Source organism: Mesorhizobium sp. BR115XR7A (assembly GCF_020165315.1).
Taxonomy (GTDB): Bacteria; Pseudomonadota; Alphaproteobacteria; order Rhizobiales; family Rhizobiaceae; genus Mesorhizobium; species Mesorhizobium australicum.
This window is the reverse complement of sequence record NZ_JAIUHW010000015.1, coordinates 51,200-70,328: the sequence shown is the minus strand read 5'-3', so window position 1 is coordinate 70,328 and position 19,129 is coordinate 51,200. Positions and strand designations below refer to the sequence as shown.

The 19,129-nt window shown below is 63.1% G+C and carries 23 protein-coding genes; 9 read left to right on the top strand and 14 right to left on the bottom strand.

The genetic code is table 11. The annotated features are described in order from the left end of the window. The first annotated feature begins 110 nt into the window (after positions 1-110). The 3 genes from LB557_RS26780 to LB557_RS26770 all read left to right on the top strand — a co-directional run bounded on the left by LB557_RS26780 (position 111) and on the right by LB557_RS26770 (position 2,520). Positions 111-1,445: a uracil-xanthine permease family protein gene (locus tag LB557_RS26780; RefSeq protein ID WP_015316080.1), complete on the top strand. Its 1,335-nt coding sequence runs from the start codon at positions 111-113 to the stop codon at positions 1,443-1,445. 152 nt (positions 1,446-1,597) lie between these two features. Then, positions 1,598-2,065, top strand: coding sequence for a MaoC family dehydratase (locus LB557_RS26775; protein WP_140617690.1), 468 nt, complete (start codon positions 1,598-1,600; stop codon positions 2,063-2,065). After that, the gene (locus LB557_RS26770; RefSeq protein WP_015316078.1) at positions 2,062-2,520 is read left to right on the top strand and encodes a MaoC family dehydratase; all 459 of its coding nucleotides are present in this window, start codon (positions 2,062-2,064) and stop codon (positions 2,518-2,520) included. The genes LB557_RS26775 and LB557_RS26770 overlap by 4 nt, the downstream gene beginning before the upstream one ends. A gap of 45 nt (positions 2,521-2,565) precedes the next feature. Here LB557_RS26770 and LB557_RS26765 read toward each other — a convergent pair whose 3' ends face one another. The 5 genes from LB557_RS26765 to petA all read right to left on the bottom strand — a co-directional run bounded on the left by LB557_RS26765 (position 2,566) and on the right by petA (position 7,099). After that, a complete protein-coding gene (locus LB557_RS26765) occupies positions 2,566-3,111 on the bottom strand; it encodes an adenine phosphoribosyltransferase (RefSeq protein ID WP_013893474.1) in 546 nt (181 codons plus the stop codon). 231 nt (positions 3,112-3,342) lie between these two features. Further along, positions 3,343-4,038 carry an acid phosphatase gene (locus LB557_RS26760; RefSeq protein WP_224713129.1) on the bottom strand — a complete coding sequence of 232 codons (696 nt, stop codon included), beginning with the start codon at positions 4,036-4,038 and terminating at the stop codon, positions 3,343-3,345. A gap of 282 nt (positions 4,039-4,320) precedes the next feature. Next, the gene (locus tag LB557_RS26755; protein ID WP_224642583.1) at positions 4,321-5,193 is read right to left on the bottom strand and encodes a cytochrome c1; all 873 of its coding nucleotides are present in this window, start codon (positions 5,191-5,193) and stop codon (positions 4,321-4,323) included. Between the two features lie 27 nt (positions 5,194-5,220). Beyond that, positions 5,221-6,522 (bottom strand): cytochrome b, encoded by a 1,302-nt coding sequence (locus LB557_RS26750; RefSeq protein WP_015316074.1) that lies wholly within the window; start codon positions 6,520-6,522, stop codon positions 5,221-5,223. A gap of 16 nt (positions 6,523-6,538) precedes the next feature. Continuing rightward, positions 6,539-7,099 carry a ubiquinol-cytochrome c reductase iron-sulfur subunit gene (petA, locus tag LB557_RS26745; RefSeq protein WP_015316073.1) on the bottom strand — a complete coding sequence of 187 codons (561 nt, stop codon included), beginning with the start codon at positions 7,097-7,099 and terminating at the stop codon, positions 6,539-6,541. A gap of 315 nt (positions 7,100-7,414) precedes the next feature. On the opposite strand from petA, the gene LB557_RS26740 reads away from it, so the two are divergent. Further along, a complete protein-coding gene (locus LB557_RS26740; RefSeq protein ID WP_140617686.1) occupies positions 7,415-7,759 on the top strand; it encodes a cupin domain-containing protein in 345 nt (114 codons plus the stop codon). A 16-nt stretch (positions 7,760-7,775) separates the two neighbouring features. Here LB557_RS26740 and LB557_RS26735 read toward each other — a convergent pair whose 3' ends face one another. From LB557_RS26735 to LB557_RS26715, 5 genes are read right to left on the bottom strand one after another with little or no spacing between them, the layout of a single operon-like run. Continuing rightward, complete coding sequence (locus LB557_RS26735; RefSeq protein WP_015316071.1) at positions 7,776-8,087, bottom strand: DUF6665 family protein; 312 nt, start codon at positions 8,085-8,087, stop codon at positions 7,776-7,778. Position 8,088: 1 nt separating this feature from the next. After that, positions 8,089-8,580, bottom strand: a complete 492-nt coding sequence (locus LB557_RS26730) for a GNAT family N-acetyltransferase (protein WP_224642584.1) — start codon at positions 8,578-8,580, stop codon at positions 8,089-8,091. Positions 8,581-8,584: 4 nt separating this feature from the next. Next, on the bottom strand, positions 8,585-10,468 hold the full coding sequence (locus LB557_RS26725) for an ABC transporter ATP-binding protein (RefSeq protein WP_224642586.1): 1,884 nt from the start codon (positions 10,466-10,468) through the stop codon (positions 8,585-8,587). A 10-nt stretch (positions 10,469-10,478) separates the two neighbouring features. Next, positions 10,479-12,365 carry an ABC transporter ATP-binding protein gene (locus LB557_RS26720; RefSeq protein WP_224642588.1) on the bottom strand — a complete coding sequence of 629 codons (1,887 nt, stop codon included), beginning with the start codon at positions 12,363-12,365 and terminating at the stop codon, positions 10,479-10,481. Between the two features lie 29 nt (positions 12,366-12,394). Then, complete coding sequence (locus LB557_RS26715) at positions 12,395-12,916, bottom strand: hypothetical protein (protein ID WP_224592855.1); 522 nt, start codon at positions 12,914-12,916, stop codon at positions 12,395-12,397. Positions 12,917-13,200: 284 nt separating this feature from the next. Here LB557_RS26715 and LB557_RS26710 point away from each other — a divergent pair, with 284 nt between their 5' ends. Continuing rightward, positions 13,201-13,659, top strand: a complete 459-nt coding sequence (locus LB557_RS26710) for a tRNA (cytidine(34)-2'-O)-methyltransferase (protein ID WP_015316066.1) — start codon at positions 13,201-13,203, stop codon at positions 13,657-13,659. Positions 13,660-13,789: 130 nt separating this feature from the next. After that, positions 13,790-14,236, top strand: a complete 447-nt coding sequence (soxR, locus tag LB557_RS26705; protein ID WP_224643113.1) for a redox-sensitive transcriptional activator SoxR — start codon at positions 13,790-13,792, stop codon at positions 14,234-14,236. Here soxR and LB557_RS26700 read toward each other — a convergent pair. Next, entirely contained in the window at positions 14,233-14,490 is a 258-nt protein-coding gene (locus LB557_RS26700; protein ID WP_023770299.1) for a hypothetical protein, read from the bottom strand. The two genes, soxR and LB557_RS26700, sit on opposite strands and share 4 nt — an antisense overlap. Before the next feature lie 168 nt (positions 14,491-14,658). Between LB557_RS26700 and hemF the strand changes: the two genes are divergently transcribed. The 3 genes from hemF to LB557_RS26685 all read left to right on the top strand — a co-directional run bounded on the left by hemF (position 14,659) and on the right by LB557_RS26685 (position 16,503). Next, entirely contained in the window at positions 14,659-15,573 is a 915-nt protein-coding gene (gene hemF, locus LB557_RS26695) for an oxygen-dependent coproporphyrinogen oxidase (RefSeq protein WP_224643114.1), read from the top strand. A gap of 297 nt (positions 15,574-15,870) precedes the next feature. Beyond that, a complete protein-coding gene (locus LB557_RS26690; RefSeq protein ID WP_023770301.1) occupies positions 15,871-16,131 on the top strand; it encodes a DUF1344 domain-containing protein in 261 nt (86 codons plus the stop codon). 186 nt (positions 16,132-16,317) lie between these two features. Beyond that, a complete protein-coding gene (locus LB557_RS26685) occupies positions 16,318-16,503 on the top strand; it encodes a DUF1059 domain-containing protein (RefSeq protein WP_015316061.1) in 186 nt (61 codons plus the stop codon). Positions 16,504-16,509: 6 nt separating this feature from the next. On the opposite strand, the gene LB557_RS26680 is transcribed toward LB557_RS26685, so the two are convergent. The 3 genes from LB557_RS26680 to LB557_RS26670 are packed head-to-tail and all read right to left on the bottom strand — an operon-like array spanning position 16,510 to position 19,030. Next, positions 16,510-17,772 (bottom strand): CCA tRNA nucleotidyltransferase, encoded by a 1,263-nt coding sequence (locus tag LB557_RS26680; protein ID WP_224643116.1) that lies wholly within the window; start codon positions 17,770-17,772, stop codon positions 16,510-16,512. Further along, positions 17,769-18,401, bottom strand: a complete 633-nt coding sequence (locus tag LB557_RS26675; protein WP_224643117.1) for a CoA pyrophosphatase — start codon at positions 18,399-18,401, stop codon at positions 17,769-17,771. Before LB557_RS26675 ends, LB557_RS26680 begins: the two co-directional genes overlap by 4 nt. After that, positions 18,401-19,030, bottom strand: coding sequence for a DUF1285 domain-containing protein (locus tag LB557_RS26670; protein ID WP_224643118.1), 630 nt, complete (start codon positions 19,028-19,030; stop codon positions 18,401-18,403). Before LB557_RS26670 ends, LB557_RS26675 begins: the two co-directional genes overlap by 1 nt. Positions 19,031-19,129 lie beyond the last annotated feature (99 nt).

Here is a 19,129-nt window from a genome sequence, read left to right as displayed (position 1 = left end):
CGGGGCTGCCAATGCGTGGCCTAGAAGAAAACAGTTGGCAAACATTTCCGCCGCTGTCCTTTGCCGCCGACTGATCCCATGATCGGCCGGGGATTTCCAGAGGGGACATCATGGAACGCGTTGCGCCAGAAATCAGTTTGATCGCCCAGCCGGACGATCCGTTGCCCCTGGGCAAGGCCGCCCTGCTCGGCCTCCAGCACGTGCTGGCGATGGACGTCTATATCGTGCCGTTCATCATCGCGTCGGTGCTTGCCTTCAGCGTCGGCGACGCCGGCGCCTTCATCCAGTCGGCCTTCGTGGCGGCAGGCATCGCAACCCTGATCCAGTCGCAGTTGCTGATGCGGCTGCCCGTCGTCCAGGGACCGTCCTTCGTCCCGATCGGCGCGGTGCTGGCGATTGCCTTTGGCGCCGGCGGCGGCCTGCCGGGCCTGTCGGCCGTGATCGGCGCACTCATTCCGGGCGCCATACTGGTCATGCTTCTGGGATCGCCCACAAAGCTCTTCCACCGCCTCGTCAACCGCTTCGTGCCGTCCATCGTCGGCGGCGCCATCATCATCGTCGTCGGCGTCGCGTTGATGCCGGTGGCACTGAAGGAGAGCGTCTTCGCTGTCCACGGCACCGCCACCGTCGGCGGCAACATCGTCCTCGCCTTCGTCGCCGCGGCGGTGCTTGTCGGCTGCATGCTGATCGGCATGGCGCTTGGCGCGAAAGGCGCATGGCTGCGCCTGCTGTCCGTGATCATCGCGCTTGTGGCTGGCAGCGTGGCCGCCGCCTTCATGGGCCAGCTCGACATGACGGGCGTTTCCGCCGCGACCTGGTTTTCCATGCCGCGCATCGCCTTCCTCAATCTCGACGTCACCTTCTCCTGGTCGGCGACGCTGACCATGCTGATCGTCTACATCGTCGTCCTGGCCGAAACCACCGGCACCTGGTTCGCGGTCGGTGCCGTCATCGACAAGCCGCTCTCTGACGAGCAGCTCGACCGGGGCGCCACGGGCGAAGGCCTTGGCTGTCTGATCAGCGCGCTGCTGTGCAGCACGCCGGTCACCGGCTATTCGTCCAACGCTGGCATCATCGCCATCACCGGCATCGCCAGCCGTGCCGCCTTCGGGGCGGCCGGCATCTTCCTAGTGCTGTTCGGGCTGATCGGCAAGCTTTCGGCGGTCATCGCCTCAATCCCGGGGCCGGTCATCGGCGGCGTCTTCGGAGTGCTTTGCGTCGTCATCGCCATGAACGGTTTTCGGGTGGTGCGCGGGACGCCGCTGACCGAACGCAACATGCTGGTCATCGGCCTGCCCATCCTGATGGCGCTGTTCGCCACGCTGGTACCGCCGGATTTCGTCAAGACGCTGCCCGATATCGTGCAGTACATTCTGGGCTCATCCATCGCCTTCGGCGCCGTCTGGGCGATCGTCCTGCACCAGATCCTGCCGAACGCCCGCTAGGCGATCGGAGGCGCCGCGGCTGGCCCCTACTGCCGCCGCGGGCCCGATCGCGCCGGCTGGCTCACCAGAAAGGGCTTGACCAAATCGCCCGCGGCCTGCATCCGGGTTTGCCGATCCATACGGATCGCGCGTTCTCAACCGGATTCCAGACCATGACAGGCAAGACATGGGCCTATGAGGACTTCGTCGAGGGGATCTCGTTCGATCTCGGCACCAAACAGGTGAGCGCGGCCGAAATCATCGAGTTCGCCAGCGAGTTCGATGCCCAGCCGATGCATCTCGACGAGGAGGCCGGCAAGGCGAGTATCCTGGGCGGCCTCTCGGCTTCAGGCTGGCACACCTGCGCCATGTTCATGCGCATGCTGTGCGATGCCTTCCTGCTGGACTCCACCTGCCAGGGCGCACCAGGAGTCGATCAGGTCAAATGGAAGAAGCCGGTGCTCGCCGGCGATACGCTGCGGGGCAGCCTGGTGGTTCTGGCCAGGCGCCTGTCGAAATCGAAGCCGCAACTCGGCTTCGTGACCATGCGCAGCGAACTGGTCAACCAGCGCGGCGAAAGCGTCTTCGAGCTCGAGAACTCCGTCATGTTCCTGACGCGCGACGCGGGGAATGCGGCATGACGCTCGACGAATTCTTCCGCATCGGCACCACGGTGACGCTGGGCTCGCACAGATTCGAGCCCGAGGCGATCAAGGCGTTCGCCCGCAAATACGACCCGCAGATCTTTCACATCGACGAAGAGGCCGCGAAGAAGAGCGTGCTCGGCGGCCTCTGCGCCTCCGGCTGGCATACCGCCGCCACCTGGATGAAGCTGAACCTGGAGAGCCGCCTGGACGCCGAAGGCTGGGACGGCCCGGTGCCCGAATTCGGCCCCTCGCCCGGATTCAAGAACCTGAAGTGGCTGAAGCCCGTCTTTGCCGGGCAAACCATCACCTTCACGCGCACGGCGCTGTCCCACCGCCCCATCGCGTCCCGCCCCGGCTGGCGGTTGCTGGCGCTGCTCTGCGAGGCCACTGATTCGACCGGCGGCAAGGTGCTGGAGTTCGAAAGCGCGGTGCTGGTGAAGGTGGAGTAGCACAGGCCCTTCTTCCTTCTCCCACAAGGGGTGAAGGGAAAATGCTCAATGGCCCTCGAACCCGATCAGCGTTCGCACCGGCACGCCGAGCGCTTCGAGCTTGGCGCGCCCGCCCAAATCCGGCAGGTCGATGACGAAACAGGCGGCGAGAATGTCGGCGCCGATCTGGCGCAGCAGCTTGACCGCCGCTTCCGCCGTGCCGCCGGTTGCGATCAGATCGTCAACCAGGATCACCTTCTCGCCGGGCGCGACGCCGTCCTTGTGCATCTCCATCTCATCCAGCCCGTATTCCAGGCTATAAGCGACGCGCACGGTCTCATAAGGCAGCTTGCCCTTCTTGCGGATCGGGACGAAACCGGCCGAGAGCTGGTGGGCGACGGCGCCGCCCAGGATGAAGCCGCGCGCTTCGATGCCGGCGATCTTGTCGATCTTCTGCCCGGCATAGGGATGCACCAGCTCGTCGATGGCGCGGCGGAAGGCGCGCGCATTGCCGAGCAGCGTGGTGATGTCGCGAAACAGGATGCCGGGCTTGGGATAGTCCGGGATGGTACGGATCGAGGCCAGCAGCGTGTCTTCGAGAGAAGGTTTCATGAAGCGGCTCCGAATGATCCGGCTGACAAAGTGAAACGGCGCGGGGCCGATCGTAACCCGGCGCGACCGACAACGGCTAGCGCGATGTGGCGACCGAGACAAGCGCATCCGGCAAAGGAATTGACTACGGGCTGGGAGCAACCATCAGGCGATTTTCCTCCTGTTGGGCGCAGCCACGAAAAAGGGGCGCCCGAAGGCGCCCCGCTCGAACGGATGGCTATCGGCCAAATCCTACATGCCGAGATCGGAACGAAGCTCCGCCCTGGCCACGTCGTACTCGGCCTTGAAGTCATCCCGGTTGAGCAGGACGGCGGCGATGACGCTGCCGGAAATCTTGCCCATCTCGACGTCGGACGGATAGTGGATGCCGCCGACGATGCGGTTGTGGGCGAACTCGGCCGCGCGCGCCATGATCTCAGCACGCCTTTCCGGAACCATGTCGGACAGGATGATGCCCATGATCGTGCCGACGGTCGCATGGCCGGACGGCCAGGAACCGGAGCTCGACAGCTTGACCACCGGCTTGACGAGATCGCTGAGCTGGTGCGGACGCGGGCGCTTCCAGACATCCTTGGCCGGATCGACGACGGCGCCTTCGGTCTCCACCACGCGATCGAAGAAGGCGCTGAATTTCGGCAGCTTGTCCTTGTTGAAATTCGGCCCCATGACATCGGCGAAACGCCAGACGTTTTCCTCGGCGTCGGCGATGGCGCGGGCTTCCATCTCGGGTGTGCGCGTGACCTGCATGGTCAGCACTTCGCCAAGCTCGGCCTTGGTCTCAGCCGAATCATTGGCCGGCGGCGGCGGCAGGATCATCGTCAGGTCGACATCCTTGTTGGTGATGAATGGTTTTGCGTCTTCGGCGCGGGCCGCGGAACCTACGACGAGCAGCAGCAGGCCTGCCGCAAGCGATGCGTATCTTTTCATGGGCGTGATCCTTTGATGAGAGCGCCGCAGGATCGCGATGTGTGGTGACGGCCATGTGACACCGCCGAGACGTGGAGGCGCAATCCACTCAAAAAGCAGAAAGGGCACCTCGCGGCGCCCCATGTTGTACACTGAACGGCCCAGGGCCTTTGAGATTCAGGTCAGGCCGAATCGAAAACGATGGTTTCCGAGAACCGGAGCGGAGCGTACTTGAAGTACGTGAGCACCGGAAGCGCAGGAAGCCATCGTTTGCAGACCGGCCTCACCTGAAGATCAACAGGCCTAGTGCGCGACGGCTTCCCACACCTTGCGCTTGGTCAGGTAGACCAGGGCGCCGAACAGAAGCAGGAACACCAGCACGCGGAAGCCCATCTTCTTGCGGTCTTCCATGTGCGGCTCGGCAGCCCATGTCAGGAAGGCAGCCACGTCGCGGGAATACTGGTCGATGGTCTGCGGCGAACCGTCGTCATAGGTGACCTGGCCGTCGGAGAGCGGCTTGGGCATCTTCAGCGACACGCCGGACATGAAGTACGGGTTGTAGTGCGTGCCTTCGGGGATGACCATGCCGGCGGGCGGCGTCTGGTCGTAGCCGGTCAAGAGCGAATGGATGTAGTCGGGACCACCGGCATCATACTGGGTGAAGATATCGAAGACGAACTGCGGGAAGCCGCGCTCGACGCCGCGCGCCTTGGCCAGCAACGACATATCCGGCGGCGCCGCACCGCCATTGGAGGCAGCGGCGGCTTCCTCATTGGCGAACGGGGCCGGGAAATGGTCGGACGGCTTGCCGGGACGGTCGAACATGTCGCCGGCATCGTTGGGGCCGTCATGGATGGTGTATTCGGCTGACAGCGTCTTGATCTGCGCGTCGCTGTAACCGAGGTCCGAAAGCGTGCGGAACGCCACCAGGTTCATCGAATGGCAGGCCGAGCAGACTTCCTTGTAGACCTTCAGCCCGCGCTGCAACTGCGCCTTGTCATAGGTGCCGAACGGGCCGGTGAAGCTCCAGCTCATTTCCTTCGGCTCGTTGATCGGGAAATGCGTCGGTGCCGCCGCGTTGTGCGCCTCTTCGGCCGCGAACGCCCAAGTGCCTGCAACTCCGGTGCCGGCGGCCACGAGGCCGACCAGCGCAAGCGAGGTGAGAACCTTTTTCATGCCAAATCCCCTTAGATTCTCTACCGCTCAGCCCTTGGTCTCAGGTGCTGCCGTGGCGCCCGCCGGATGCCCGCTGCCACCCTTGTTCTTTTCGAGCACCGCCTCGGTGATCGAGTTCGGCAGCCTGCGGGGTGTCTCGATCAAGCCGAGCACCGGCAGCGCGATCAGGAAGAAGGCGAAGTAGAACAGCGTCGCCATCTGCGCCATGAACACATAGCTGCCTTCCGCCGGCTGCGAGCCCAGCCAGCCCAGCAGGATGGCATCGGCCACGAACAGCCAGAAAAACAGCTTGTACCAGGGCCGGTAGACCGCCGAGCGCACCTTGGAGGTGTCGAGCCACGGCACCAGGAACAGCATGACGATGGCGCCGAACATGCACAGCACGCCGCCGAGCTTGGAATTGATCGGCCCGATGTTGAAGGTGATGGCGCGCAGGATTGCGTAGAACGGCAGGAAGTACCATTCCGGGACGATATGGGCCGGCGTCTTAAGCGGGTTGGCGACCGTGTAGTTGTCCGGATGGCCGAGATAGTTCGGCAGGTAGAAGACGAAGTAGGCGAAGACGAACAGGAACACGATCATGCCGAACGCGTCCTTGATGGTCGCGTAGGGCGTGAAGGCCACGGTATCTGTCTTCGACTTGACCTCGATGCCGGTCGGGTTCGACTGGCCGACGACATGCAGCGCCCAGACATGCAGCACGACGACGCCGGCAATCATGAACGGCAGCAGGTAATGCAGCGCGAAGAAGCGGTTCAGCGTCGGATTGTCGACGGCGAAGCCGCCGAGCAGGAGCTGCTGGATCCAGTCGCCAACCAGAGGAATGGCGCTGAAGAAGCCGGTGATGACAGTGGCGCCCCAGAAGCTCATCTGCCCCCATGGCAGCACATAGCCCATGAAACCGGTCGCCATCATCAGGAGGTAGATGATGCAGCCGAGGATCCACAGCAGCTCGCGCGGCGCCTTGTAGGAGCCGTAATAGAGGCCGCGGAAGATATGCAAATAGACGGCGATGAAGAAGAACGAGGCGCCGTTGGCGTGCATGTAGCGCAGCAGCCATCCGGAATTCACGTCGCGCATGATCTTTTCGACCGAACCGAAGGCGAGATTGGTGTCGGCCGTATAGTGCATGGCCAGCACGATGCCGGTCAGGATCTGCGCCACCAGCATGATCGCCAGGATGCCGCCGAAGGTCCACATATAGTTCAGGTTGCGCGGCACCGGATAGGCGATGAAGCTGTCATAGACCATCCTGGGCAGCGGCATGCGGGCGTCGAACCAGCGTTCGATACCGGTCTTCGGCGTGTAGGTCGAGTGTCCCTCGCTCATCGAAATATCCCCTGCCTCAACCGATAAGGAGTTTGGTGTCGGAAACGAATTTGAATACCGGAATCGCCATGTTCTCCGGCGCCGGGCCTTTGCGGATGCGGCCGGCCGTGTCGTATTGCGAACCGTGGCACGGGCAGAACCAGCCGCCGAAATCGCCTTCCTGGCCGAGCGGGATGCAGCCCAGATGGGTGCAGACCTGAACCATCACCATCCAGGCTTCCTTGCCTGGCGTGGTGCGGTTGGCGTCGGTCGCCGGCGCATCGGACGGCAAATTGGCGTTGCGGGCAATCGGATCCTTGAGATCGGAGAGGCTGACGGCCTCTCCGTCCTTCATTTCCTTCTCGGTCCGGTTGCGCACCACGACCGGCTTGCCGCGCCACTTGACGATCAGCGAGCTGCCAGGCGTCAGCGAGGAGACATCGACCTCGACCGAAGCGAGCGCCAGCGTCGAGGCATCAGGGCGCATCTGGTCGATGAACGGCCAGGCCACGGCACCGGCGCCGACCACGGCGGCCATGCCGGTGGCGACGTAGAGAAAATCTCGACGATTGGGATCGTGGATGTCGGTTGCGCTCACGGGTGCCTGATCCTTTCGCCTCTTCCGCGCCGGTGGCCGAGCCTTGTTCCCCGCTCAATCACGCCAACCCGACAGCGCATGGCGAACAGGCTAGCGAATTCCTCCGGCATTTGGACTTCGGTTTATGCGTGAAGCCCGTTTTTGTCCAGACGGGTGAAGGCACAAGGGCAGATTGTCGCGGGGACAAAATCCCCTCGTGTCCGGCGGGACGGCGAATGGCTGCAAAGGGCGGCTAAACAACCGGGAAATATCAGCAAAATCCAAGGCTCCAGCTTGCCTCGACACAGGGCGCCGGTGTGATCTATCCTCCTTCGCATGGCGCACGTCATCGATCGCGAGCAATGGGCTGTTCGTTCCGACCACTGGAAGGGCGAACTGCAATGCGGTGCCTACGGCTCAAACTCCTGCCTGATCTTCAATCACCTGCCCGACGTCGGCGGCGGCCCGCGGCTGCACGCCCATCCCTATGCGGAGATCTTCATCATCCGCCAGGGAACCGGCCTCTTCACGGTCGGTGACCAGGAAATCGAGGCTTCGGCGGGGCAGATCCTGATCGTGCCGCCCAACACGCCGCACAAGTTCACCAATCTCGGTCCCGGTCCGCTGGAAACGACCGACATTCACGAAAACGGCAGCTTCATCACCGAATGGCTGGAGTGATTTCTAAAAACTGATTTTACGCGGCGCCCAGCCTCACTAGAACCGCCCTGGGGATATTGTATTCGCGGATCACGGCGTCATGCTTGCGAAGGCCGCACAGTTCGCGCTGGATGAAATAGGCGTGAACGGCCACGGCAGCCTCCTTGAGCAGACGGGGGCGCAACTCATCGTCCCCGTTATCGCGCAACCTGGCCAAGGTTTCTTCGACGCGCTGGCCGGCCCGCCCGAGCGCCGCCGCCTTCTCTGCCAGGATTTCATGGCCAAGCGCGTCGAAGGCCGCGTCGGCGGCCGACGTGCCGGCAAGATGGGATGGCGGACGCAAGGACATTTCAGTTCCCTTTCCTGAACACCATGCGATGGGTAACGAATTCTTCGCCCTCCACGCGCTGAAAACCAAGCCGTTCATAGAAAGCGAAGGCTTCTGGCGGCGCGCGGGTGTTCAACACGGTGAAATACCGGCAGGCTCGGTCGATCACGATCTCGACCAGCGTTCGGCCAAGGCCGGCGCGACGGTGACGCGCGCTGACGAACAGGTGGCGGACCCGGCCGTGGTCCCTGCCCTCGAAATAGGGATCGATGTTCAGCCCGCAGACACCGGCGAGTTCGGCGCCATGCCAGGCTCCGAACAGCGCCTCGCCCCGCTTCAGGAACTTGTTGCGGCCGCTTGCCCAGCCATCGCCCAGACGCACCAGCATCCAGTAGCCTTCCAGCCGGCTCTCTTCCTTCAGCATGTCGAAGGCCGCCACGGTTGGCCGCAAACGCTTGAGCGTGTAGCCGATCTCTGGGCCGATCTCCGGACTGAGCTCTGCCGATCCACCCACGCGCCTACTCCGCCGGCCGCGTCTCTTCCAGCACGCTTTCCTCGTGATAGAGGAACCCGCCGGACTGGCGCTTCCACAGCCGGGCATAAAGCCCGTCGAGCGCCACCAGTTCGTCATGTGTGCCTTGCTCGACGATGCGGCCGCCGTCGAGCACCACCAGGCGGTCAAGTGCCGCGATCGTCGACAGCCGGTGGGCAATCGCGATCACGGTCTTGTTCTCCATCAGCCGCGTCAGATTCTCCTGGATCGCCGCCTCGATGTCGGAATCGAGCGCCGACGTCGCCTCGTCGAGGATCAGGATCGGCGCGTCCTTGAGGAAGACGCGGGCGATCGCCACGCGCTGGCGCTGGCCGCCCGACAGTTTCACGCCGCGCTCGCCGACAAAGGCTTCGTAGCCCTGGCGGTCCCTGTTGTCGCGCAAGGTCAGGATGAATTCATGGGCCTCGGCTTTTTTCGCCGCCGCGATGACCTGCGCATCGGTTGCGTCGGGCATGCCGAGCTTGATGTTGTCACGCAGCGAACGGTGGAACAGGGCCGTGTCCTGGCTGACGACGCCGATATTGGCGCGCAGCGAATCCTGCGTCACACCAGAGACGTCCTGGCCGTCGATGGTGATCTCGCCGCTTTCGAGATCGTAGAGGCGCAGGATAAGGTTCGCCAGCGTCGTCTTGCCGGCGCCCGAAGGCCCGACCAGCCCGACCTTCTCGCCCGGCTTGACGACAAGGTCGATGCCGTTCAGCACCCCAAACCCCTTGCCGTAGTGGAACTCGACATTTTTTACGTCGATGCGCCCACCCGCCACGACCAGTTCCCCGGCGTCCGGTGCATCGGTCAGGCCGAGCGGCTGCGAGATCAGCGCCTTGGAGTTCTCCAGCACGCCGAGATTCCGCAAGATGCCGTTCATCTGCATCATCAGCCGGCCGAGCAGCATGTTGAGCCGCAGCACCAGGCTGAGCGTGAAGGCGACCGCCCCGACCGTGATCGAGCCCTCGACCCAGAGATAAACGGCAAAGCAGCCGATCGCCGTGATCATGATGCCCGACAGCGTCGTCAGCGCCATGCGCACGCCGGTCAAGCGGCGGGTGAAGGGCCGCAATGCGTCGAGATAGATGTCGAAGCCGTTCCTGATGTAGCGATCGTCGCCGTCGGCCGCGAACAGTTTCAGCGTCTGCACATTGGAGTAGGAATCGACAATGCGGCCATTGATCATGGAGCCCGCCTCCGCCGTCGCTTCGGCGTGCTTGCGGATTGCCGGCAAATAGCGCTTCGCCAGAAAGCCGAAGGCGGTGATCCAGACCACCACGAGTGCCGCCAGCCTGAGGTCAAGCCCGGCGACCAGCGCCAGCGTCGTCGCCGTATAGACGACCATGAACCAGACGACCTCGATGAAACTTTCCATCAGGTCGCCCGTTGCCTGCCCGGCCTGCCAGACTTTCGTCGCGATGCGGCCGGCAAAATCGTTCTGGAAGAAGGCGTAGGACTGGCGCGAGACGTGCCGGTGCGCCTGCCAGCGCACCAGATTGTAGAAGCCGGGCGTGATCGTCTGTTCGTCGACCAGCGCCGACAAGGCGACGACCACGGTGCGGATGATCAGCACCACCGCGACCATGAACACCAGTTCGGGTCCGGCGGCGGTCCACAGCGCGTGCCAGCTCCGTTCGCCGGGCAATTGGTCGAGAATATCGACCAGCCGTCCGACGAAATAGAACAGCCCGGCCTCGACGAGCGGCGCGATGCCGCCGATGACCAGCATGGCGAAGAAGGCGAACTTCGCTTGCCCGACATAGTGCCAGAGGAAGCCCGTAACGCTGGCCGGTGGCCGAAGATTCGCCGGCTCCCTGAACGGGTAGACCCAGGTCTCGAACCAGCGGTAGACGGCTGTCATCATGCGGCGGCCATCATTCTGCGGCTTGCCCCTTTGCTATTGCGTCATTGGCGGCTTCGACTGGGACGTCATCGAGCAGGAACCCACCCGACTGGCGCTGCCAGAGCTGCGCGTAGAGCCCGCCTCTGGCGACCAGTTCCTCGTGCGAGCCCTCCTCGATGACGCGACCCTGGTCCATCACGACGAGCCTGTCCATCGCCGCGATGGTTGACAGCCGGTGCGCGATGGCGATGACGGTCTTGCCTTGCATGAGCTTGTAGAGGTTCTCCTGGATGGCGGCTTCCGCCTCGGAATCGAGCGCCGACGTCGCCTCGTCAAGGATAAGTATGGGCGCGTCCTTCAACATAACGCGAGCAATGGCGATGCGTTGCCGCTGACCGCCGGACAGTTTGACGCCGCGGTCGCCCACATAGGCGTCGAACCCCTTGCGTCCATGATGATCCGAAAGTCCTGATATGAAATCCATCGCCTCGGCTCGCCGCGCCGCCTCGAGCAGCATCTCGTCGGTGGCATCGGGCCGGCCGTAGAGGATGTTCTCGCGCACCGAACGATGCAGCAGCGAGGTGTCCTGCGTGACCATCCCGATCTGGGCGCGCAGCGAATCCTGTTTCACGCCGGCGATCTCCTGGCCGTCGATCAGGATCCGGCCGCTTTCCAGGTCGTAGAAGCGCAGGAGGAGATTGACCAGCGTCGACTTGCCGGCGCCCGAGCGGCCGACAATGCCGACCTTCTCGCCCGGCTTCACCGCCAGCGACAGGTTTTCGATGACGCCCTTCTGCTTGCCGTAATGGAAGCGGATATCCTCGAAGCGGATATCGCCTTTGGAAACGATGATCTCCTTGGCATCCGGCCTGTCCTCGACCAGGCGCGGCAACGAAATCGAGGCAATGCCGTCCTGCACCGTGCCGATATTCTCGAACAGGCTCGACATTTCCCACATGATCCACTGCGACATGCCCCACATCCGGAGCACCAGGCCGATGACCACGGCGACCGCACCGATCGTCACCACTTGCCCCATCCACAGCCACAGCGAGATGGCGGTGACCGAGAACAGCAGCAGCGCGTTCAGTATGTAGAGCGAGCCGAACAGCAGTGTCACCAGCCGCATCGACCGGTAGACCGTGTCGAGGAAGCCCATCATGCCTTCCCTGGCGAAGGCGGCCTCGCGGCGTGAATGGGAAAACAGCTTGACCGTCTGGATGTTGGTGTAGCTGTCGACGACGCGGCCGGTCATGGTCGAGCGCGCATTGGCCTGCTCCTCGCCGACCTTGCCCAGGCGCGGGATGAAGAAGCGCAGCAGCAGGATGTAGCCGACCATCCAGACGCCGAGCGGCGCGGCCAGCCGCCAGTCGGCCGAACCGACGATCAACAGCATGCCGAGGAAATAGACGACGACGTAGTTCAGGACGTCGATCACCTTGATGACGCATTCGCGCACGGCAAGCGCGGTCTGCATCAGCTTGGTGGCGATGCGGCCGGCGAACTCGTCCTGGTAGAAGCTCATCGATTGCTTGAGCAGGTAGCGGTGCACCTGCCAGCGGATGCGCATGGGGTAATTGCCCATCAGCGTCTGCTGGTTGAGCAGGGAATGCAGCCAGACCGTGCCGGGCAGCGCAAACAATACAATGAAGGCCATGCCGGCGAGCTTCCAGCCCTCCGTCTGCAGGAAGGTCTCGCGGTTCTGCCCCGACAGCCAGTCGACGATGCGGCCGAGGAAGCCGAACATCCACACTTCCGCGATGGCGATGGCCGCGACCAGCACCGCATCGACAAGAATATAGGGCCATGCCCCGCGCGTATAATGCAGGCAGAAGGCAACAAGCGTCTTGGGCGGCTCGACCGGTTCCGCGGCCGGGAACGGATCGAGCTTTCTTTCAAACCAGCTAAACAACAACATAGGTCACGCCTGTGAGATCTGTTTTCCGCTTACGCGGCTTGGCGGCGTACGAAGTCCTCGGACCGCATGGCATCGAGGGCCGACGCTCCGGAATCATCCGGAGCGTCGGCCCTGCTTCGCGCTATATAGGGGTTCGCCGGCTTTTCGCCGACAGCCACCTTTGTCGATCCTGACGACATGGCGCCACCAGTCCGGTTTTTCGCGCCTGGCCGGATCAGCCGGATGATCCGGCGCACCAGCGACGGACGGCTCGGATCGGGTACCGCGCGCGAGAAATCGACATCCGGCAGCATGCCGCGATGTGGACGCCGGCGTACTTCGGCATGAACCGCCGACGAATAGGTGTCGCCGATCAACAGCGCCCAAGCCACCACCTTCGGGTGTTGCAGGCTCCTCGAGCCCGGTATCCTGTAGGGATCGAACATCGGTCCGTCCTCCGTGTTGAAATAGAGATAAAAAGGATGATCGACATCGTGCCGCGGGATCGGCGGCGGATCAGTCGGAACGCGTTGGGACGGGGCCATCGGCCCCTTCGGCAGCTTGAAAAACATCGCGGGTTTCCTTCGAAGACCAGGGTATGGTTTCGGCGGAAAATCGGTGCGGAAGTGTCTAAAAGATCAGGAGAAACGTCGTACCGAAACCGCCAGGGCGCAAATAAGCCCACAGGTGGGGCGCTGGATGTACATGGCCATCATGAATTACCCCTCCATCGGTTCGGGTTGACAATGCTGGTCGTATACCCGACTTCGAAAAAAATGGCCACCCGCAGGCCCAGGAATTTCCAAAACCAGGAGGCTGCTGTGGCCGATCTGCCACTTATTAGAAGGACGCGGAAGTGAACCCTGGTCTCCGCATCGCGCTCTACCAGCCTGACATTGCCGGCAATACCGGGACAATCCTGCGCTTCGCCGCTTGCCTCGGCCTCGGCGTCGACATCATCGAGCCGGCCGGCTTTCCGCTCTCCGACAAAGCGCTCAAGCGCGCCGGCATGGACTACCTCGAAATGGCTGCCCTGACCCGGCATGTCGACTGGGACGCCTTCGAGGAGTGGCGCAAGGCCCGCGCGGATCGCATGGTGCTGCTGTCGACCAAGGCTACGACCCCCTACACCGACTTCAGCTTCACCGACCGCGACATCCTCCTGTTCGGTCGCGAATCCGCGGGGGTGCCGGATCCAGTCCATCAGGCGGCGGATGCGCGGCTGACCATCCCGATGCAGCCCGGCGCGCGCAGCATCAACGTCGCCCTTTCCGTCGCCATGGTGGCGGGCGAAGCCGTCCGGCAACTCCGATAGGGGATCGCCGGCAGCGCCGTCAGCGGTGATTTTTGCCCAGGCGCACATCCGCCTTCTCCTTTGGTTTGCACAGTCAGGCTTTCTTGGCTACAAGCTCAACTTAACTTGAGGTCAAGCGGAAAGTGAGAAAATGGCGCCGGTAACGGAATTGACGGTCGGCCAGGTGGCCGCGCGCAGCGGCGTGGCTGTGTCGGCACTGCATTTCTACGAGGCCCGCGGTCTGATCCGCAGCCATCGTACGGCAGGCAACCAGCGGCGCTACGGCCGTGACGTGCTGCGCCGGGTGGCCATCATCCGGATTGCCCAGGAGGTCGGCATCTCGCTCGCGGAAATCGGTGCCGCTCTTGAATCATTACCTGAAGGCCGCACGCCGACGCGCGAGGATTGGAATCTGCTTTCAACGGCTTGGCGCGATAGCCTCGACCAGAAAATCAGCCAGCTAAGGAAGCTGCGCGACGGCTTTACCGACTGCATAGGCTGCGGCTGCATGTCGATCGACAAATGCCCGCTTCGCAATAAGGGGGATCGGCTGGCAAGGGAGGGAACGGGCGCGAGGCGCCTGCTGGCCGAGCGCTAATCCGCGGCCGGCAGCCGCCTTATCGTAAACTCGATAAGGTCGCCCGGGCGTTCGAACCAGCTTTCGATCTCGGTCCAGTAGGCCTGCTTGGGGAAGCGCTCGAACCATTCCTTGGCCTTGAGACGGGCGTCCGAGCGCGGCAGGACGAAGGTCTCGCGCAAAAAACCGTCGCGCGGCATGCGTGCGCGCTCTGCCCGGCTTTGATCGAGCCTTTTCTTCAGGCCATCCAGCGGCGGTCTTGCCGGGGTGCGCACGAAACAACTCCTTGCACCTGGCGCATGACCCCGAAATCGGAATCGGGTTTCGGAAAGGATCATGCGCGAAACCAAAGTGACTTGACCCTATCCCTTAAGAGATTAGGGATCGCGCCCGGAAAAGACGAGTCTTTTGTCGACTCACCGCCCCGCAACCGGAGACGGCACTTGGAACGACCTGAAATACCGGCGGGGCTGCCTGCCGACATCGAAGAAAAGAAGATGAAGGCCCGGCTTTGGTTCGAGGCGCTGCGCGAGCGCATCTGCGGCGCTTTCGAGCAGATCGAGCAGGATCTCGGCGGGCCGCTGGCTTCCTGGTCACCGGGCCGTTTCGAAAAGACGCCCTGGCAGCGCGATCACGGCAAGGGCGGCGGCGGCACCATGTCGATGATGCACGGCCGCGTCTTCGAGAAGGTCGGCGTCCACACCTCGACGGTTTATGGCGAGTTCTCGCCCGAATTCAGGAAGCAGATGCCCGGCGCCGAGGAAGACCCGCGCTTCTGGGCATCGGGCATTTCACTGATCGCGCATCCCTGGAACCCCAACGTTCCGGCCGTGCATATGAACACCCGCATGGTGGTGACCTCGCGCCAGTGGTTCGGCGGCGGCGCCGATCTGACGCCGGTGCTCGACCGCCGCCGCACGCAGGACGATCCCGACACGATAGCCTTCCAGCGTGCCATGCAATTCGCTTGCGAGAAGAATGCCGCCGTCGCCGACTATCCGAAATTCAAGGCTTGGTGCGACGAGTACTTCTTCCTGCCGCACCGCAACGAGCCGCGCGGCACCGGCGGCATCTTCTTCGACTACCTGCATCCGGAAGAGGAGAAGGGCGGCTGGAATGCCAATTTCAACTTCGTCCAGGATGTCGGGCGCTCTTTTCTCGTGGTCTACGGTCACCTCGTGCGCGCCAACTTCAACGAGAACTGGACCGATGGCGACCGCGACGAACAGCTCGTTCGCCGCGGCCGCTATGTCGAATTCAACCTTCTTCACGATCGCGGCACCATCTTCGGGCTGAAGACCGGCGGCAATGTCGCCTCGATCCTGTCCAGCCTGCCGCCGGAGGTGCGCTGGCCATAAAAAAATTGTGAGCGCGATGTGAGGCCGCATTGATGTCCCATTGTTCGAATCTGGGCGCGGAATGTGACGCAATGAATATCTTTTTCGTCTAATATCCATCTGAAAAAACTGGGTTATTTATCGCATTCGGGTCGGGAAGCGCCGGTGGTTTGCCTGAGGGCAATTCCAGGAAAATGCGGTTTTCCCTTCGGAATTGCGTCGGAACAGGCGAACCGCGACTCGACGCGACCGGACGGCCCGAAGACGATGCGGATCATCTTCGTCAAAGGATGGCCGCTTTCCCAGGAGTATATCAGCATGAGAAAGATCATTGTTTCCGCTGCCGCGGCTGCCCTTCTTGCTTCCGGTTCGGTGGCGTTCGCCGCCGTCAAGCACACCACCGGAACGGTCAAGAGCTTCGATGCGACGGCCAAGAGCCTGGTTCTCGACAATGGATCGTCTTTTACGCTTCCCCAAACCTTCAAGGATCCTGGCCTGAAGGTCGGCGAGAAGGTCAGAATTTCGTGGGACATGAGCGGCAAGGACAAAGTTGCCGAGGCAGTCAAGATCGTGAAGTGACGGCCTGCCCGCCGGGCTAGCGTAAGAGGGCGGAGCAGCGCTGCTCCGCCCTTTCACCGTTGACCGCAACCAATATCACACCATCTGTGTTATGGTTCTCACCCCCGCCCATGATCGGAAAAGTCGGATCATGAGCCAAAAAGTACCGGAGCCTCGCAGGCTCCACGGAGGAAAAGGAGAAATCCGATGAAGGAATTTCACTGCGGGTCGCTGGTTCCCGGCTGTGAGTGGCATACTCGTGCCGGCGAGGAGGCCGAAGTGATGCGCCGTGCCGTCGAGCATATGCGTGAAACACATGGCGAAACGACCATCCGCGAGACGATGATCGAGGCTATCCGCTCCCGAATTGAGAAGGTCCGCGACGCGGCCTGATCCTCATCAGCCTTCAAGTGCCTCCGCGGCGCGCTTGATCAGTGCGTCGCGATCGGGCGTGAAACTCGCATCGATCCATTCCGCTTCCAGGTTCTTGAGGATTTCGCCGAGCTTCGGCCCCGGTGTTGCGCCGAGCGCGGTCAGATCGGCGCCTCGCAGCGGAAATTCGGGCTTTTTCCATTTGAGCGCAAAGGAAAGCAGGCGCGAAAAGCCGCCGGCTTCGAGCAGCGCTTCATTGTCCTCGACGGCCCGCACCCGCGCCGCGGCAAGCGAAAGCCGCAGGCGGTCGACAAATCCTTGGCGGTCGCCGCGATAGAGCCGTTTCGCCAATTCGCCCTCGGTCGTCTTCGGTTCGACCGCGGTTGCCATCGACCAATGGCGCAGGCGATCCGCTTCGGCGGTCGAGAATTTCAGCCGCTCCGCAAGCGTCTTCATGCGCGCCGCATCCGGCGGCACCATCGCCTCCAGCCGCAGCATCGGATCCACCGCCCAGCCCAGGTCCTTCTCGGCCCTGGTCAATCCGTGGATCGCATCGATGCCCCATTTCTCGCTTTCCGGCAGCGCGGCGGTCAAGACACCGGCCTGCCGCATCCAGAGCAGCGCCCGTGAGGGATCGGGTGCGGACAAAAGCTTTTTCAGTTCGGACCAGATGCGCTCCGCCGAGAGTTGGGCGAGGCCTTCCTTCAACCGGGCGCAGGCCTTCAGCCCCTCGGCGTCGGGCCGGCCTTCGCCATACCAGGCGAAGAAGCGGAAGAAGCGCAGGATGCGAAGATAATCCTCGCGGATGCGTGCCTCCGGATCGCCGATGAAGCGCAGCCGGCGCGCCTCGATGTCGGCGATGCCGCCGACAAGGTCGACAACGCTGCCATCGGCCTCCGCATAAAGCGCGTTGATGGTGAAGTCGCGCCGCTCGGCGTCGAGCTTCCAGTCGCGCCCGAACGACACCTTGGCACGACGGCCATCGGTCTCGACATCGGCGCGCAAGGTGGTGATTTCATAAGGTTTGCCATCGGCGACCACCGTGATGGTGCCATGCTCGATACCGGTCGGCACCGCTTTGAAACCTTCCGCCTCGGCGCGGCGAATGGTTTCCCGCGGCAGGCAAGAGGTCGCTATGTCGATGTCGGTGACAGGCTGGCTCATCAGCACGTTGCGAACGGCGCCGCCGGCGATGCGCGCCTCTTCACCGCCTTCGGTGAGCGCGCCAAGCAGGCGCTGCAGATGCTTGTCGAAGAGCCAGTCCGCCCTGCCCGCGATCGAAACACTCACGCATAGAGCCTTTCATACAGTGTGCGGATGATCCCGGCGGTGACACCCCAGATGCGCCGGTCGCCATAGGGCATGTCGTAGAAGAACCATTCGAGATCGTTCCAGATGCGGCTGTCGCGCTTGTGGTTGGCCGCGTCCATCAGGAAGCGCAGCGGCACTTCGAAGGCGGCGTCGACCTCATCCGCGTTCAGGGTCAGCTGGAAATGTGGCCGCACGATGCCTAGAACCGGCGCGATGCGGTAGCCGCTGCCGGCGACGTAATCGGGCATCCGGCCGATGATCTCGATGCGATCCTGGCCAAGGCCGATCTCCTCGAAAGTCTCGCGCAGCGCCGCCGCTTCCGGGCTTGCGTCGGTCGCATCGATCGTGCCGCCCGGGAAAGCCACTTGCCCGGAATGATTGCGGAGTTTTTCGGCCCGTTTGGTCAGCAGAACCGTCGCCTGGCCGTCATGGTCGACCACCGGGATCAGCACCGCGGCGTTGCGCAGCGGCTTGCCAGGGTTGAGGCGTGGATGGCCGGGATTGAAGCGGTGATCGCCATAGTCGCCGCCGGCATGCGCCTCCGGCTGCGCGGCAAAGCGCGCGCGAAAATCCGCCGACGAAAACGGCGCCGGCGATACCTGGTCCATCATGCGCTCAACCGCTTCAACTGATCGGCCAGCATGATCGGAAACACGGCGTTCTTGGAGCGCACTGAAAACATCGTCCTGCCGTCGATTTCGATCTCCTCGCCATGCCCGACCAGTTCGTACATGACCGGCCGCGCCACAAGCGCCTCCAGCCTGCCGCGCACCAGCAGATACGGCTTCAAACCGCCGGTCCCGTTCTCGTCGACGAAGCGCAGCGGCCGCTCCGGTCCGGCCTCGATCACGTCGCCGACATTGGTGCGGAAGGTGATGACCTGATCCTCGCCTTCGCCCGAAACATCCATCTCGACGGCGACGAAAGGCGCATCGGCGACGCGGATGCCGACTTTTTCCACCGGCGTCACCAGATAGGTCCTGCCGTCGGCGTCCTTGCGCAGCACGGAGGAGAAAAGCTGCACCAGCGGCATGCGGCCGATCGGCGTGCCCAGGTAGAACCAGGTGCCGTCGGCCTTGATTTCCATGTCGAGATCGCCGCAAAAGTCGGGATTCCAGCGCTCGACCGGCGCCGCGCCCTTGCCTGCGCGGGCCGCGCGCGAGATCAGCGCCTCAAGGCCCCGAGCCTCGGTGGCCTGCGTAAGGCTTTGTTGGCGATGTTCGTGGTGTTCGCTCATCGTCACGAAATAGTCACTGTTGTTCCGCTTGTCAGCCTAAGTCTGTGATTTAAGTTCAACCATAGGCGCTCCGCGAGGCCGAATCGCGGCAGCCTATGG